This window comes from Streptomyces sp. NPDC041122 (genome assembly GCF_055592445.1).
Window position 1 is genome coordinate 12,359 of the sequence record NZ_JBVIYQ010000013.1, and the last position, 13,882, is coordinate 26,240.

Annotated in this window: 16 protein-coding genes; 6 read left to right on the forward strand and 10 right to left on the reverse strand. The window is 72.0% G+C overall.

Translation table 11 applies throughout. The features are described 5' to 3' along the window. Positions 1 to 119: 119 nt before the first annotated feature. From ACZ6B8_RS36065 to ACZ6B8_RS36080, 4 genes are all read right to left on the reverse strand, one after another. Complete coding sequence (locus ACZ6B8_RS36065; RefSeq protein WP_471609978.1) at positions 120 to 833, reverse strand: DUF4232 domain-containing protein; 714 nt, start codon at positions 831 to 833, stop codon at positions 120 to 122. Between the two features lie 204 nt (positions 834 to 1,037). Next, positions 1,038 to 1,865 (reverse strand): maleylpyruvate isomerase N-terminal domain-containing protein, encoded by an 828-nt coding sequence (locus ACZ6B8_RS36070; protein WP_471609979.1) that lies wholly within the window; start codon positions 1,863 to 1,865, stop codon positions 1,038 to 1,040. A gap of 152 nt (positions 1,866 to 2,017) precedes the next feature. Next, positions 2,018 to 2,260, reverse strand: coding sequence for a DUF397 domain-containing protein (locus ACZ6B8_RS36075; RefSeq protein WP_471609980.1), 243 nt, complete (start codon positions 2,258 to 2,260; stop codon positions 2,018 to 2,020). A 12-nt stretch (positions 2,261 to 2,272) separates the two neighbouring features. Further along, on the reverse strand, positions 2,273 to 3,118 hold the full coding sequence (locus tag ACZ6B8_RS36080) for a helix-turn-helix domain-containing protein (RefSeq protein ID WP_471609981.1): 846 nt from the start codon (positions 3,116 to 3,118) through the stop codon (positions 2,273 to 2,275). Positions 3,119 to 3,311: 193 nt separating this feature from the next. On the opposite strand from ACZ6B8_RS36080, the gene ACZ6B8_RS36085 reads away from it, so the two are divergent. After that, positions 3,312 to 3,764 carry an ATP-binding protein gene (locus ACZ6B8_RS36085; protein WP_471609982.1) on the forward strand — a complete coding sequence of 151 codons (453 nt, stop codon included), beginning with the start codon at positions 3,312 to 3,314 and terminating at the stop codon, positions 3,762 to 3,764. Here the strand turns inward: ACZ6B8_RS36085 and ACZ6B8_RS36090 are convergent. The 3 genes from ACZ6B8_RS36090 to ACZ6B8_RS36100 are packed head-to-tail and all read right to left on the reverse strand — an operon-like array spanning position 3,761 to position 6,530. Beyond that, complete coding sequence (locus ACZ6B8_RS36090) at positions 3,761 to 4,411, reverse strand: hypothetical protein (protein ID WP_471609983.1); 651 nt, start codon at positions 4,409 to 4,411, stop codon at positions 3,761 to 3,763. The two genes, ACZ6B8_RS36085 and ACZ6B8_RS36090, sit on opposite strands and share 4 nt — an antisense overlap. Then, the gene (locus tag ACZ6B8_RS36095) at positions 4,408 to 5,709 is read right to left on the reverse strand and encodes a hypothetical protein (protein ID WP_471088276.1); all 1,302 of its coding nucleotides are present in this window, start codon (positions 5,707 to 5,709) and stop codon (positions 4,408 to 4,410) included. The genes ACZ6B8_RS36090 and ACZ6B8_RS36095 overlap by 4 nt, the downstream gene beginning before the upstream one ends. Then, positions 5,709 to 6,530, reverse strand: coding sequence for an ATP-binding cassette domain-containing protein (locus ACZ6B8_RS36100; protein ID WP_471609984.1), 822 nt, complete (start codon positions 6,528 to 6,530; stop codon positions 5,709 to 5,711). The genes ACZ6B8_RS36095 and ACZ6B8_RS36100 overlap by 1 nt, the downstream gene beginning before the upstream one ends. Before the next feature lie 273 nt (positions 6,531 to 6,803). On the opposite strand from ACZ6B8_RS36100, the gene ACZ6B8_RS36105 reads away from it, so the two are divergent. Then, positions 6,804 to 7,820, forward strand: coding sequence for a bifunctional lytic transglycosylase/C40 family peptidase (locus tag ACZ6B8_RS36105; protein WP_471088272.1), 1,017 nt, complete (start codon positions 6,804 to 6,806; stop codon positions 7,818 to 7,820). A gap of 237 nt (positions 7,821 to 8,057) precedes the next feature. Next, positions 8,058 to 8,777, forward strand: a complete 720-nt coding sequence (locus tag ACZ6B8_RS36110; RefSeq protein ID WP_471088270.1) for a phosphatase PAP2 family protein — start codon at positions 8,058 to 8,060, stop codon at positions 8,775 to 8,777. A 25-nt stretch (positions 8,778 to 8,802) separates the two neighbouring features. On the opposite strand, the gene ACZ6B8_RS36115 is transcribed toward ACZ6B8_RS36110, so the two are convergent. Then, complete coding sequence (locus tag ACZ6B8_RS36115) at positions 8,803 to 10,392, reverse strand: FAD-binding oxidoreductase (protein ID WP_471609985.1); 1,590 nt, start codon at positions 10,390 to 10,392, stop codon at positions 8,803 to 8,805. 82 nt (positions 10,393 to 10,474) lie between these two features. Continuing rightward, the gene (locus tag ACZ6B8_RS36120) at positions 10,475 to 10,630 is read right to left on the reverse strand and encodes a hypothetical protein (protein WP_471088266.1); all 156 of its coding nucleotides are present in this window, start codon (positions 10,628 to 10,630) and stop codon (positions 10,475 to 10,477) included. 145 nt (positions 10,631 to 10,775) lie between these two features. On the opposite strand from ACZ6B8_RS36120, the gene ACZ6B8_RS36125 reads away from it, so the two are divergent. Continuing rightward, positions 10,776 to 11,606 carry an SCO4651 family lipoprotein gene (locus ACZ6B8_RS36125; protein ID WP_471088264.1) on the forward strand — a complete coding sequence of 277 codons (831 nt, stop codon included), beginning with the start codon at positions 10,776 to 10,778 and terminating at the stop codon, positions 11,604 to 11,606. Positions 11,607 to 11,702: 96 nt separating this feature from the next. Continuing rightward, a complete protein-coding gene (locus ACZ6B8_RS36130) occupies positions 11,703 to 11,915 on the forward strand; it encodes a hypothetical protein (protein ID WP_471088262.1) in 213 nt (70 codons plus the stop codon). Positions 11,916 to 12,636: 721 nt separating this feature from the next. On the opposite strand, the gene ACZ6B8_RS36135 is transcribed toward ACZ6B8_RS36130, so the two are convergent. Next, on the reverse strand, positions 12,637 to 13,035 hold the full coding sequence (locus tag ACZ6B8_RS36135; protein WP_471088260.1) for a metal-sensitive transcriptional regulator: 399 nt from the start codon (positions 13,033 to 13,035) through the stop codon (positions 12,637 to 12,639). A gap of 218 nt (positions 13,036 to 13,253) precedes the next feature. On the opposite strand from ACZ6B8_RS36135, the gene ACZ6B8_RS36140 reads away from it, so the two are divergent. Continuing rightward, on the forward strand, positions 13,254 to 13,874 hold the full coding sequence (locus ACZ6B8_RS36140; RefSeq protein ID WP_324767024.1) for a DUF47 domain-containing protein: 621 nt from the start codon (positions 13,254 to 13,256) through the stop codon (positions 13,872 to 13,874). Positions 13,875 to 13,882: the final 8 nt, after the last annotated feature.

The following is a 13,882-nucleotide window of genomic DNA, read 5'->3' on the forward strand; positions in this document are numbered from 1 at the left end:
TATGTGGCATGACGGGCAGTCATGCCGTGGGTGAGGGTGTCCCGAAACGGACTGAACCCCTGTGGCCAGTGGTAGCTCTGGTCACAGGGGTCCGGGGCGGGGTCAGCTTCTGGACTCCGTCAGCCCGCGGGGGAGTCGCTCACCTTGGCGACCGGGCCGATGGACAGCTTGCCGCCGCTCGAACCGTCGCTCACCGGCATGGTGCCGGCGGGCCACGGGACGGTGACGGTCTTGGTCTCGTTCGGCGGGGTCACGAGGATCTTGGTGATGCGGATGCCGGAGCCGCCGCTGGTGTTCGCCGGGAACGTGATGTTGAAGGCCGCGGACCCCCCGTCCTTGAGGATGTCGGGGTGGGTCTGCTCGCCGCTGCGGTCCACGGACACGGTGTCGCCGGTGGCGGTCTTCAGGTCCACGCCGGCGTATCCGCTGATGGAGCAGTCGCGGCCGCCGCCGTTCTTGAACTGGACGGTGACGACGCCCTCGGCCTTGTCGGTGGAGTTGTCGACGGCGGACACCTCCAGCTCGTCGCTGCGGCAGATGTCGACCTTGCCGCCCTTGTTCGCACCGGTGCCGGCGACGGTGCCCTGTCCGCTGTCGTTGCCGCCGCTTCCGGTGCCGCCGTTGCCGCCCTTCTGGCCGGACGTGCCGCCGGCGGAGTCCTGGCCGGAGGAGCCGCCCGTGCCGCCGCTGCTGTTCGCCGGGACGCCGGCGGAGCCCCCGGAGGCCGCGTCCGAGCTGCCGTTGTCGTCACCGTTGCAGGCGGTCAGGCCGAGCGTGCCGATGAGGGCGAGGCCGGCGAGCAGGGTCTTGGTGGCGTGGGCGTGCAGCTTCATGACGATCCCCGTGAGTGAGTGAGTGAGTGAGTGTGAGTAGGTGGGTGGGTGGCCGCCGTGTTGTCCGGCCTGGTCAACAGCGAAGCCGGTGCGGTCCGGGTGGGGCAAGGATCGCCGGGGATCAGGAACGCTGGAACGGCCAAAGGGGCTCTGAGCTGGGGAAATGGGCTCTGCCTGGGATGGCCTCGTGGGACGCGGTGTCGGTCAGCGACCGGTTTCCGGTGTCCCGTACCAGCGCCACTCCGTGCGGCGGGGGTGGCCCGGCAGGTCGCTGCGGCCCGTTGCCCAGAGCAGGGTCGGCCACGGGTCCGTGTCCGTCGGGGCGTCCGGGAAGAGGCGGGTCAGGACGCGGGCGCAGAGGTCGGCGGGCGGGGTCCAGGCGTCGGGGGTGCCGAGGCCGGTCACGATGTCGTACGTGTGGACCAGGATCTCCACGACGGCCATCGCGGCGAAGCCCGCGGGGTCGGAGGCGCCCCAGCCGTGCGGGGCGCGGGTCGTGGGGGGCGTGGCCGTGACCGTGTCGGCGAGCAGGGTGGCGCCGGACTCGACGGCGTGGAACAGGGCGTCGACGTCGGCGGTCGGGGCGCGGTGGCTCGGGGGCGTGGCGTTCGGGTCCAGCTGTGCGGCGTATCCGTGGAGGTCGTCCGCGAGGTGGGCGAGGGTTTCCTGGCAGTCCCAGTCGAGGGGGCCGGCTGGGGCGTGCCAGGCCGCGTCCGCGGTGGCGGCTGTGCGGAGTACGGGGAGGGCGAGGCGGACGGAGCGGCCGATGTCCGCGGCGGTGATGCCGCCGCCGTCCACGAAGTGGTCGAACTCGCCTGCCTGTACGCCCAGTACGAAGGCGTCCCACTTCTTGCGGGTCGTCGTGACGACGTTGTCCGGGTCGCTGGTCTCGCGGAGGTAGACGGCGTCGGGGTCGCCGTCATCCGTGCCGAAGGCGATCTCGATCCAGGGGCCGGGGCCCTGCTCGTCCTCGGGGGCGGCGCGGGTCCAGTCGAGGTCGGCGGGGATGCGGGGGCGGGGCGACTCGGTCATGGTCGGGGTTCTCCGGAGGCGGGTGCGGGGGCGTGGGCGGCTGCGCGGGTGCGGGGGCGTGCGTCTGCGCCTGGGGTTCGTTTGTGGGTGCGGGGCCGCGGGGGTATGTGCGTACTCGCCATCCCTGCGGCGCTGCCTCGCGGACAATGTTGCTAGAGCGGGCTCGGTGCTCCGTGCGCACATACCCCCGCGTCCCCTCCCGTCTCGTACGCGCCTGCGGGCCGCTTGGCGGTGCGGAGCAGGGCCGCGAAGGCTTGGGGGGTGGTGGTGAGTATCGCGCCGGTGGGGTCGGCGCTCTCGGTGAGTCTGACCGTGCCGGTCGCCGTCGTCGCGATGTGCACGCAGGAGTTTCCCTGTGCGCAGTAGGACGACTTCTGCCACGTGGGCTCGGGCATCGCGGTGCTCCTCTACAGGTCCTGGATGATGGCGTGGACGAACGCGCGGGACTTGTCGGGCGGGAGGGCTGTCGCTTCCATGCGGTCCAGCAGGACCCGGTACTTGGCGAGTTGCGCCTCGGCGTCGAGGAACACCGGGCCGTGTGACTGGTCCAGGTTGACCGTGTCCAGCTGTGGGACGGGCCCCGTGGCGTAGTAGATCGACTGCCCCGCGCCGGGGAACGTGCCTGCGGTGAAGGGGATGACGTGGAGGCTGATGTGCTCGCGCTCGCTCATGTCGAGGACATGCTCGAGTTGGGCCCGTGTCACGGCGGCTCCGCCGAACCGCATGCGCAGGGCGGCTTCGTGGATCACGGCCTGGTGCGGTGTCGGCGTTTCGCGGAAGAGGACGGCCTGCCGCTTGACGCGGTACGAGATCCGGTGCTCGATGTCCGGTGGTGACAGGGCGGGGACGTCCTGGCGGAAAATCTCGCGGGCGTAGTCCGTGGTCTGGAAGAGGCCCGGAATGTGTACGGTCACGGCGGTGCGCAGCAGCGTGGCGTGGTGCTCGACCTCCGCCAGGTCCAGCAGCGCGGCCGGAAGCATGTCGCGATAGTCCTCCCACCAGCCGCGCGTGCGCTCACCTGTCATGTCGGCCAGTGCGTCGATGAGGTCCGTGTCGGAGCAGTCGTAGTGGCAGGCCAGCGTGCGTACACGGGTAGCACTCACACCGAGTCGGCCCGACTCCATGTTGCTGATCTGGTTCTGTTTGACGCCCAGGAGTTTCCCGGCGTCCGTGGACGTCAGGCCCGCACGTTCACGGAGCTTGCGCAGCTCGCTGCCCAGCCGGAGTTGACGTCCCGTCGGGTTGCTTCTCACGGACGTGCTCGCCTTCCCTGCGTTCCATCACTCACATGAGTGGTTGTGCAGCCCTTAATCGATTTTCGATTAAGGGCTTAACCCGGCTCCGTTACCTTACGAGTGGGGCCTCCACCCAGAAGAACCCCGCTCGACGGAGCGGCAACGTCACTGGGGCATACCCGGCAACTCCCCCTCCACGACCGAGACTTCCATGAACGCAACCGTATCGCCGCCCTGGACCTACACCCTCCGACTTCCCCACGATCCCCGCGCCCCACGAATCGCCCGTGCCACCCTCCGGGCCGTCCTGGAGGCGTACGGGCTGGGGGAGCTCACGCCCGCCGCCGAACTCCTCGCCGGGGAACTGCTCAACAACGCGCACTGCCACACCGACGGGCCCTACGCCCTGCGGCTCCGTTCCTCCTCCCGTTCCTCCTCCCCGGAAGGGGTCCGCGTCGCCGTGTGGGACTCGGACCCACAAGTTCCGCCCGGGTTCGAGTCCCGGCGCGGGGGCGGCCCTCCGCCGTCGGGGTCGGCGGAGGGCGGGCGGGGGCTGCACCTCGTGCGGGCCTGCGCCGACCGGTATGGGGCCCAGCTCGGTGCGGGCGCCGGGAAGTTGATGTGGGCCGAGGTCACGCCCGCCTCCCCGTGGCGGAGCGCCTAGTCGCGTTCGGCGCGTTCCGCGCGGCGTGGGCCGACCGTGGCGGAGGCCACCGCGCCCGTCAGCCACAGCGTCGCCGCCACGGCCGCCGCCGGCGTGCTGTCGGAGGCGTGCAGGGACCAGGCCCAGGGCTCGGGGGAGTTGTCGCTGCCCACCCCCAGCAGCAGCGTGGGGCCGAACATCGCCAGGGGCGGCAACCACGACAGGCCGCTGCCGAGGAGAGCCGCGCCGAGCATGGCCAGGCCCAGGTAGCCGACCGCGTTGCGGGCCGCCGACGCGTAGACCTCGGCCGTGGTGCCGGCCAGCAGGGGCAGGGCCGTCAGGCCCAGGGCCAGGGCGAGCAGCGCGACGACGTACAGGGCCCGGTGGCGGGGCATCGGCTGGGCCGCCGTGTGTTCCAGGTCCGCCATCGGGGAGAACAGCGTCGTGGCCAGGAGCACCGCGTGGGCGAGCGGCACGATCTCCGCCACCGGGACGCTGAAGTCGACCAGGTAGCGGAACTCCGGGACCGCCACCCGTTGGCCCGCGAAGGCCGTCGCCGCCAGGGCGACGAGCAGGGCCGCGCCCGCCGCGCGGGGCAGGCCTCGGCAGCGTACGAACGCACCCACCGGGCTACTGCCGATCGCCGTCGTCGTGGTCCGGGCGCTCAACGGGGGAGCTCCGGCACCGGCTCGCAGGCGCGGATCGACCGGGCCGCGGCCTCGATCCAGGCGTCCTGCTTCGGGCGCGGGGCGCCGGTGATCCGTTCCAGGGCGTGGCCGAACTTCTCGCCGTAGTACTCGCCGGGCGCGCCGACGCGGGAGCGTACGGCCGCCTCGAAGAGGAACGTGTCGGGGTAGCCGCCCGCCGACTTCAGCAGGTGCGGCTCGCACTTCGGTGACCTGGGTTGCGGGAGCGCCGCCGCGAACATCGCGTCCGTCAGGTCCGCCTGGCTCTCCGCCGGTGTCATCAGGGGGAGTTCGGCGGTGGCTCCGGGCGGGCGGGTGAGACCGTCGGCGTAGAAGGCGCGGTTGAGGCCGGACAGGGTGCCGAGGCCGGCGTCGACGGTCCGTACCGCCGCGCGGGCCTGCGGCAGCAGGTGGCGGTCGTCGGGCCACAGGCACACCTTGGTGCGGCCGCTGCCGGTGCAGAGCGGCTGTGCGGGCTGCTCCTTGCGCACCGCCCAGTACGAGTCGGGCGCCGGCGTGCGGAACGCCACGAGCGTGCCGCCCGCCACCAGCGCGACCACCGCGAGCGCGCCGACGGCGAGGGGGTGGGGCGTGAGCGCGGCGCGGCGCCCCAGCGCGGGGAGCGCGGTCAGGGCCAGGCCGAACGCCAGGCACCAGGCGGCGGCGACCAGCATGCGGGTGGTGTTGGGCTCGAACTCCGAGCTCCAGAACTCGTCTATCGCCGGGAACAGCTTGTCCAGCGGGGTGTCGGGCACGAACGCGGCGAGGACGAAGAGGCCGTACCAGAAGACCCCCGCGAAGGGCGCGACCGCGCGCGAGGGGAGGGCCGAGCCGACGGCGACGCCCACGGCGATCTCCAGGCCCATCATCGCGGCGCCGAGCAGCAGCGGCGTCCAGGCGGGTGCGGTGACGTCGCTGACCCCGGCGGTACGGGAGAAGGCGACGGCGGTCAGTACGGCGTACGCGATCAGGGACCACAGCCATACCGCGAGCCACAGCAGCAGCGCCTGCGACCAGCCGCCGCGGGCCGCGGTGTCCGCCCAGGACCGGGTGCGGTGCCGGAAGGCGCGGCCCGCGCCCCACGCGGCCGCGGCGCTCATCACCGAACCCATCACGATCACCGAGAAGAGCTGGACCTGGAGGCTGGTCTGGGTCCACCAGCCGATCCAGTCGCTCTCGCCGGGACTCTCGGCGGTGAAGTAGTACACGCCGACGGCTCCCATGAGCGCGGCGGCCCACTTGGCCTCGCCGCGGCGCATCTCGGTCAGCAGGACGCGCATCAGCCCGCCACCGCTTCCGCGCCGGCCAGGTGCAGGTAGCCGGCTTCCACGGCGGCTCCGTCGACCTCGGGGTCGGCACCAGCGCCGTCGGCCGCGGCGCCGGCCGGCAGGGCGCACAGATCGGCGACCGTCCCGGTGAAGCGGACCGTGCCCTCCAGGAGGACGGCGACCCGGTCGCACACGTGGGCCACGTCCTCGGCGAGGTGCGTGCTCATCACCACCGCGCACCGGTCGCCCAACTCCTGGATGAGGGACCGGAATCCGACCCGTTGGGCCGGGTCGAGGCCGACCGTCGGCTCGTCGAGGAGGACCAGGGAGGGCTCGTTGACCATGGCCTGGGCGATGCCGACGCGGCGCAGCATGCCGCCCGACAGGGCGCCCATCCTGCTGCCGGCGTGCTTCTCCATCTGCACCAGGCGCAACGCCTCGACCGCCCGCTCGCGGCGCCGGGCCGCCGGCACCTTGCGCAGCCAGGCCGCGTACTCGGTGAACTCCAGGACGGTGAAGCGGGGATAGAACCCGAAGGACTGCGGCAGCATCCCGATCCGCTGCCGCAACCGCCGTACGCGCGCCCGCCCGGGGTTCTCCTCGCCGAGGAGGGTGATCGCGCCGGCCCGGGGGGCGCGCGCCGTGCTCAGGAGGGACAACAGGGTGCTTTTTCCGGCCCCGTTGGGGCCCAGCAGCCCGGTGACCCCGGCCGGGAAGGAGAGGGAGACGTCGTCGAGGGCGGTCGTCCGGCCGTACCGGACGGTGACGCCCGCGACCGCCGCGACCGGCCGTGAGGCGTCGTGGGAGGGGGTGGTGCCGAGGGGTGTGTTCACCTGAGTCCTCAGTCCAGGGGCTCCCGGTGCCTGGGCCGGAGTCCGCTGCCAGTTCTGGGCGTTCACGTGGAACCACGACCGGACGGGCGTGGCGGTCCGGCCGGTCGGCGATCACGCTATGCGAATCGGGGGTGCGTGCGCCGGGGCATCGCCGGGGTGTGCCGATGATCACGGCGGCGATGGACGGTCCCGATGTTCTCCGCTCGGTCCACCCCCTCGTCGTACCGGGCCTCTACACTGAGCGCCGGTGGGCTACCGGCGGGTGAGGGGTGGTTGACGGTGCGTAAGGCGTGGTTGGTCGCGTCCGCCGGGATCGGTGGTGCCCTCAGTTTCATCGCGCTGCTCGTCGTCGGGACGTACATGGCCGCGGGGAGCCTCGCGGGCGGGTCGGGGGGCGAGACCGTCGGACTGGCCAAGGGGGCCGTGCCGGCGACGTACCAGCCGATCGTGCAGAAGTGGGGCAACCTCTGCAAGGCGATCAACCCCGCGCTGCTCGCCGCCCAGCTCTACCAGGAGAGCGGCTTCAACCCGCGCGCCAAGAGCCCCGCGCAGGCGCTGGGGATAGCGCAGTTCATCCCGGGCACCTGGGCCGCGCACGGCGTCGACGGCGACGGCGACGGAGACCGGGACATCTGGGACCCGCAGGACGCCATCCCGTCCGCCGCCTCGTACGACTGCAAGCTCGCCGGATACGTGAAGGACGCCCCGGGCAACCCGACCAAGAACATGCTCGCCGCGTACAACGCGGGCGCCTACGCCGTCATCAAGTACGGCGGCGTGCCGCCCTACAACGAGACGCAGAACTACGTGAAGACCATCACCGACCTGTCGAAGAGCTTCGCGCGGCCGGTCGGCCGGGTCGCGCCCTCGCAGCAGGCCGCCGCGGCCATCTACTACGCGCAGAAGAAGCTCGGCACCCCCTACCTCTGGGGCGGCAACGGCACCGCCGACCAGAACGGCCGCTTCGACTGCTCCGGCCTCACCCTCGCCGCCTACCGCTCCGTCGACATCACCCTGCCGCGCGTCGCCAACGACCAGTACAACGCGGGCCCGCACCCCAAGCGGGCCGAACTCCTCCCCGGCGACCTGGTGTTCTTCTCCGACGACCTGACCAACTCGCGGGCCATCCGGCACGTCGGGATCTACGTCGGCGGGGGCTACATGATCAACGCCCCGCGGCCCGGCGCCGTGATCCGCTTCGACCCCGTCGACACCCCGGACTACTTCGGCGCGACCCGCGTCACCGCCGACGGGGCGAAGGCCTTGCCGGAGAAGCCGTCCGAGGTCTGAGCGCCCCGTGAGCGGGGGCGTGCGCGGGGCGTGAGGTGGCTTGAACTCTCCGTCAGAACATCCCTCTGAGCTGCGCCGATGAGTCTCTCTTCGGTAACGTCTCAGTGATCTTTCAGTGGAGAGTGGAACGTAGGCGGGGTACGGGGCGTTCCCTGGACTGGACCGACCACGGGGGTTGATGGGACGGGTGCACAGAAAGGTGCGCCCATGGGCTAGGAGACAAGGGGCCGCAGCGCCATGGCTGGACTCGATGAATCCGGGTCGAACCCCGACGTCAGCCTGCTCTACGACATCAACGGCCTGGCGAAGGACGCCCCGTCCTGGCTCGATCGCGCCATGGCCTTCGTCGGGGAGTACGGCCTGCTGCTCGCCCTGGTGCTGCTCGTGGTGTGGTGCTGGTGGGGCCAGCGCCGGCGGGCGAGCCTCGACGACGCCGCGTCCTCCGTCGCCGCCGTCGTGTGGGCGCCGCTCGCCGCCGGGATCGCCGTCCTGGTCAACATCCCCATACGCGGCTTCGTGGAGCGGCCCCGCCCCTTCCGCGACCACCCGAACCTCGAACTCCTGGTGGGCGGCAAGAACGACTACTCGTTCGTGAGCGACCACGCGACGCTCGCCATGGCCGTCGGCGCCGGACTCTTCGTCGCCCACCGCAAGTTCGGGCTCGTCGGCCTCGGCCTCGCCGCCCTGGAGGGCTTCTGCCGGGTCTTCATGGGCGTGCACTACCCGACGGACGTCGTCGGCGGCTTCGCGCTCGGCACCGCCGTCGCCCTGCTCCTCTCGCCGCTCGCCATGGCGCTGCTCACGCCGCTCGCCAAGGCGGTCGGGCGGACCCGGCGCGCGGGATGGCTGGTGTGGGACCGCACAGTCGCCCCCGTCGCCGCGCCGCTGACCGGGACGGCGTCCCCGGCCCCGGCGCGGGCCGCCGCCGACCCGGACGAGCGGGACCTCGCAGCCTGACCCGCGCGAGCGGGCGCGGCCCCGCCTACAGCGCCTGCGGGAAGTCGAAGAACCGCCCCGGGTCGTACTGCTTCTTCAGCTTCTTCAACCGCGGCGCCGCGTCCCCGTAGTACGCCTCGCGCCAGTTCGTCAGCGTCGCGTCCGTGTAGTTCTGGTACGCCGCTCCCGACGCGTACCGCCCCATCGCCCCATGGGCCTTTTTCAGCCAGGCCTGTGCGGGCTTGCCGGAGGTCCCCGCCCGCCACGACGCGATGTACTGGGCCAGCATCCGCGAGCGGCGGTGCACGAAGGCCGTCGCCGTCGGGTCGACGCGGTTGATCGCGCCGCCCAGCGCGGTCAGCGCGATGCTGCCGCCGCTCGCCCCCGTCACGTTCTCGATCTGCGACAGCAGCGCGCGGATGCCCGCCGCCGACAGGGAACGGTCGAAGAAGTCCGAGGCGGCCGCGTACGTCTCGCGCTTGAGGGCGCCCGTCGTGGTCCGACCCGGCGTCGTGCCGGGCAGGTGGCACTGGGCGTCCGAGGCGAAGGACGAGCAGCCCGCGTACACCTCCATCGACTCCTCGTACGTGCGCCGCTTCAGGGAGACGCTGCGCGCCGGTGCGCCGATCCGGTCGGCGAGACGGTCCACGGCGTTCTGCAGCTCGCCGTAGGTGCCGAGCGAGAAGCACGCCACGGAGACGGTGGGCGTGCCGCCGGGGGTGTTGGCCAGGTGCAGGGAGGACCAGATCTCGTCGGGCTGGTCGGGCCCCCACTGCTGCCACGCCTTGACGACGGCGGCCGCCTTCGACCAGGGCCAGGTCATGTACGCGGAGACGCCCTGGGGCGCGGCGTGCGTACGGTACGTCAGCTCGGTCACCACGCCGAAGTTGCCGTTGCCCGCGCCGCGCAGCGCCCAGAACAGGTCCTTGTTCTCGGACCTGGAGGCGGTGAGCTGCTTGCCGTGCGCCGTGATCAGCGTGGCGGAGGTGAGGCTGTCGCAGGTCAGGCCGTACGCCCGGGAGACCACGCCGTGGCCGCCGCCGAGGGTGAGCCCGGAGATGCCGACGGTCGGGCAGGAGCCCGCGGGGATGGTGACGCCCTTCGCCGCGAGGGAGCGGTAGACGTCGATGAGCTTGGCGCCGCCACCTATGGTGGCCGTGCTCCCGCTCGCCCGTATCCCGCTCAGCTTCGACACGTCGATGACCAGGCGGCCGGTGCCGGAGGACCAACCCGCGTAACTGTGGCCGCCGTTGCGGATCGCGACCGGGGTGTGGTGGGCGCGGGCGTACGCGAAGGCGCTGCGGATGTCCTCGGGGTGCGCGACATAGGCGACGGCGGTGGGCTTCAGGTCGTCGTAGCGCGTGTTGTAGAGCTGGCGGGCCGCCGCCCACTTGGCCTCGCCGGGCTGGACGAGGGTGCCGTCCAGGTCGCGGGCGAGCGCCTTGAGGGTGGCGGGCGACGAGGCCGCGGCGCTGGCGGTCCTGAGGGCGGTGCCGCCGCTGCTGCCGGTGCTCCGTGACGCGGTGCCGGTCGCGGTCGCGGCGCCGCTCGCGCCGGAACCGCCGCCGGTGCAGCCCGCGACCGTGGCGGCCGCGAGTGTGGCCGCCGTTGTGCCGATGAACGTCCGTCGTTCCATGACGCGCCTCCCGTTGCTTCCCGGAGAACGAGACGGCGTGCGGCGGGCGGGGGTTCCATGCGGGTCCGGCGGCGGCGCTTCCTCAGGGGGTTTCCTCGTGGGCGGTCGCGTCGGTACGGGCCTTGCTGCGGGCCCGCCGGGCAGGGCCGCGCCAGCCGCAGCTGCAGTGGGCGGTGACGAACCGGCCCTTCTCGACCGTCGTCGTGCGGTGGGATACGGGGTCTTGCTGATCGGCCACCCGGCCACCGTACCGAGCCCGGGTGAACGCCCGTCGACGGTCGCGGTACGGGGGCGGGCGGCGTGACGGGTCCATGCACCGGTCGTTATCCGGGAGACGGGGGAACAGCCACGACAGGCGCGGGACGCTTGGGGGTAGGCAGGCGATGGTGCAACGGCACAGGCGCACGGGTGCGGCGGACGCCGTGGTCGTCGCCGCGGTCACGGCGGTGGGCCTGATGGCCGTCGCCACCGGGTGTTCGGAGCCCGGTGCCGCCGCGGACGGCAGGGGTGCCGTCGACCCCGGCGACGTGGTGCGGAAGTCCGCCGACTCGCTGGTACGGGCGGGCAGTTCGAAGGCCAGCACGTCGATGGAGATGGCCAGCGGCGGTACGCGCGTCACCATCCGCGGCACCGGTGTCTACGACTTCGGACGGCAGCTCGGGTGGTTCGAGGTGGTGCTGCCGCGCGATCCCGCGGGCAAGGACGAGCACCGGCCCATCACCGAGCTGATGACCGGCGGCGCGCTCTACATGAAGAACCGCGGGGCCGGGGTGCCGGCCGACAAGTGGGTACGGATCGAGACACGTTCGCTCTCCGACGGCAACCTCGTCACCGGCGGCGCCACGGACCCCCTCGCGGCGGCGGAACTGCTGCGCGGGGCGCGGAAGGTGGGGTTCGTGGGGGAGGAGCGGGTCGGTGGGGCGGAGGTACGGCACTACCGCGGCGTCGCCGACCTGCGTACCGCGGCGCGGGCCGCCTCCGCTGGTCAGCGCGGTGCGCTCGGTGCGGCGGCGGCGAAAGGGTTCAGCAAGGGGAGCGTCCCCTTCGACGTCTACCTCGACGACCGGGGGCGGGTAAGGAAGCTGCGCCAGCGGTTCGCCGTGTCCGACGTGAACGTGGCGTCGACCACGCTGCTCTACGACTTCGGGGCGGACGTGACGGTACGACTTCCGGCCGAGAAGGACATCTTCGCCGGGAAGATTGCCGAGCAGTAGTCGCGTACGGCTGGTGGAAATGGTCCGTCTGTGCCATGCGCGGTACGGAGGGGGCTCTCTACCCTGGAAGTCGGTCGGTATCGGCAGGAAGAGGTGATGAACGTGGCTCCGGTGCGTGGTGGCACGGCGGTTCAGGACCACGTCGCCCTCGCCGAGATCGAACTCTGCGGGGAGCTCATCATCGCGGCGAGTGCGGCGGCGGAGCGGTTGAGCTTCGACCGCATCGACGAGGTCCTGAGGGTCACGGATCTCCGTGACCCGGGCGGTGCGGGGGCTCCGGATGCGGGTAGGGCTCCGGGCCCGGCGTGAGGGTTCTCCGCCCTGGCGCGGGCGGGTGGCGTCCCTGTCCGCCGCTCCGCGGCGATGCGTCCCATCCCACCCACCCGTTCACCCCGCACCGTCCTGCCGGGGAAGGGCGCCCGCCTCGCGGGCCGGGGGGCAAGGTTCTTGCTTCGGCCTCGTGCCGGCGGTGGCGTCCCTGTCCGCCGCTCCGCGGCGACGCGTCCCACCCACCCACCCACCCGTTCACCCCGCACCGTCCTGCTGGCTAAGGGCGTGCGTGGGCGTGCGCCCTCGCGGGCGCGGGGAAGGTTGTTCCTTCGCCCGGGTGCTGGTGGTCGGCGCACCGGTCCGTCGCTTTGCGGCGACGCATCCCACGCGCCCACCCGTTCATCCCGCCCCGCCGGAGAGGGCGGGTGGGTGGGGAAGAGCCCGCGCAGCGGGCACGCGGCAACGCGAGCGACGCGGGGTGAGGTGTCCCGCAGGGCCAGCGACTGGACGGCGGATCCCACTGCGTTCTGAGGGCCTCACTCCGCGCCGCGGGAGAGGGCGGGTGGGTGGGGGAGAGCCCGCGCAGCGGGCACGCGGCAACGCGAGCGACGCAGGATGAGGTGTCCCACAGGGCAGCCGTCCGGACGACGGATCCCACCCCGCCCCGAGCGCCCCACCCCGCCCCGCAGGGGCCCCACCCCGCCCCGCAGGGGCACCTCCCCGGCCCAGGAGTGGGCGGTTCCCCCCGAGCGGGCAGCGATCACGTGCGGAGCATCCGCGCAATCGCCTTCGTCGCCTCTTCCACCTTCGCGTCGATCTCCGTACCGCCCTTGACCGCCGCGTCGGCCACGCAGTGCCGCAGGTGCTCCTCCAGGAGCTGCAGCGCGAAGGACTGCAGCGCCTTCGTGCTCGCCGAGACCTGCGTGAGTATGTCGATGCAGTAGACGTCCTCCTCGACCATGCGCTGCAGGCCGCGGATCTGCCCCTCGATGCGCCGCAGGCGCTTGAGGTGTTCGTCCTTCTGCTTGTGGTACCCGTGCACCCCACGGTCGTGGTCGGTGGTGGGCGCCTCGGCCGCACCACCCGTCCCGGCGCCGGCCGCACCCGCAACCGCACCCGTGCCGGGCACGGCCGCGTCGGCCGCCTCGGTGGTCGTCATCGCGTCCTCCTCCTGGTGCTGCTGCGGGGCTTCCCCTCGGGCGTACCCGCATTTGTGCAGATCCATATACCCCTGGTGGGTATATGTTAGCCGATTTCTCGGGGGGTGTGCTGATCACTGTGCCTGATGGGCGACACTGGGGGGCGGCCGGTTAGCCGTGGCCGGATGATGCGCCTAGCATCAGCCTGACCGCATCCAAAGCACCCCGAGGACCCCACGTGCGCTTTCGTCTGACCCCCAGGGAGACGAGCTTCTACGACATGTTCGCCGCATCCGCGGACAACATCGTCACGGGCTCGAAGCTCCTCATGGAACTGCTCGGAGCGGACTCTTCCGCACGGGCCGAGATCGCAGAGCGGATGCGGGCCGCGGAACACGCGGGAGACGACGCCACGCATGCGATCTTCCACCAGCTGAACTCCTCCTTCATCACGCCGTTCGACCGCGAGGACATCTACAACCTCGCCTCGTCCCTCGACGACATCATGGACTTCATGGAGGAGGCCGTCGACCTGGTCGTCCTGTACCAGGTCGAGGAGCTCCCCAAGGGCGTCGAGCAGCAGATCGAGGTCCTCGCGCGGGCCGCCGAGCTCACCGCGGAGGCCATGCCCAACCTGCGGACGATGTCGAACCTCACCGAGTACTGGATCGAGGTCAACCGTCTGGAGAACCAGGCCGACCAGATCCACCGCAAGCTCCTGGCGCAGCTCTTCAACGGCAAGTACGACGCCATGGAAGTGCTGAAGCTGAAGCAGATCGTGGATGTGCTGGAAGAGGCCGCCGACGCCTTCGAGCACGTGGCGAACACTGTGGAGACCATCGCGGTCAAGGAGTCCTGAGACACCGC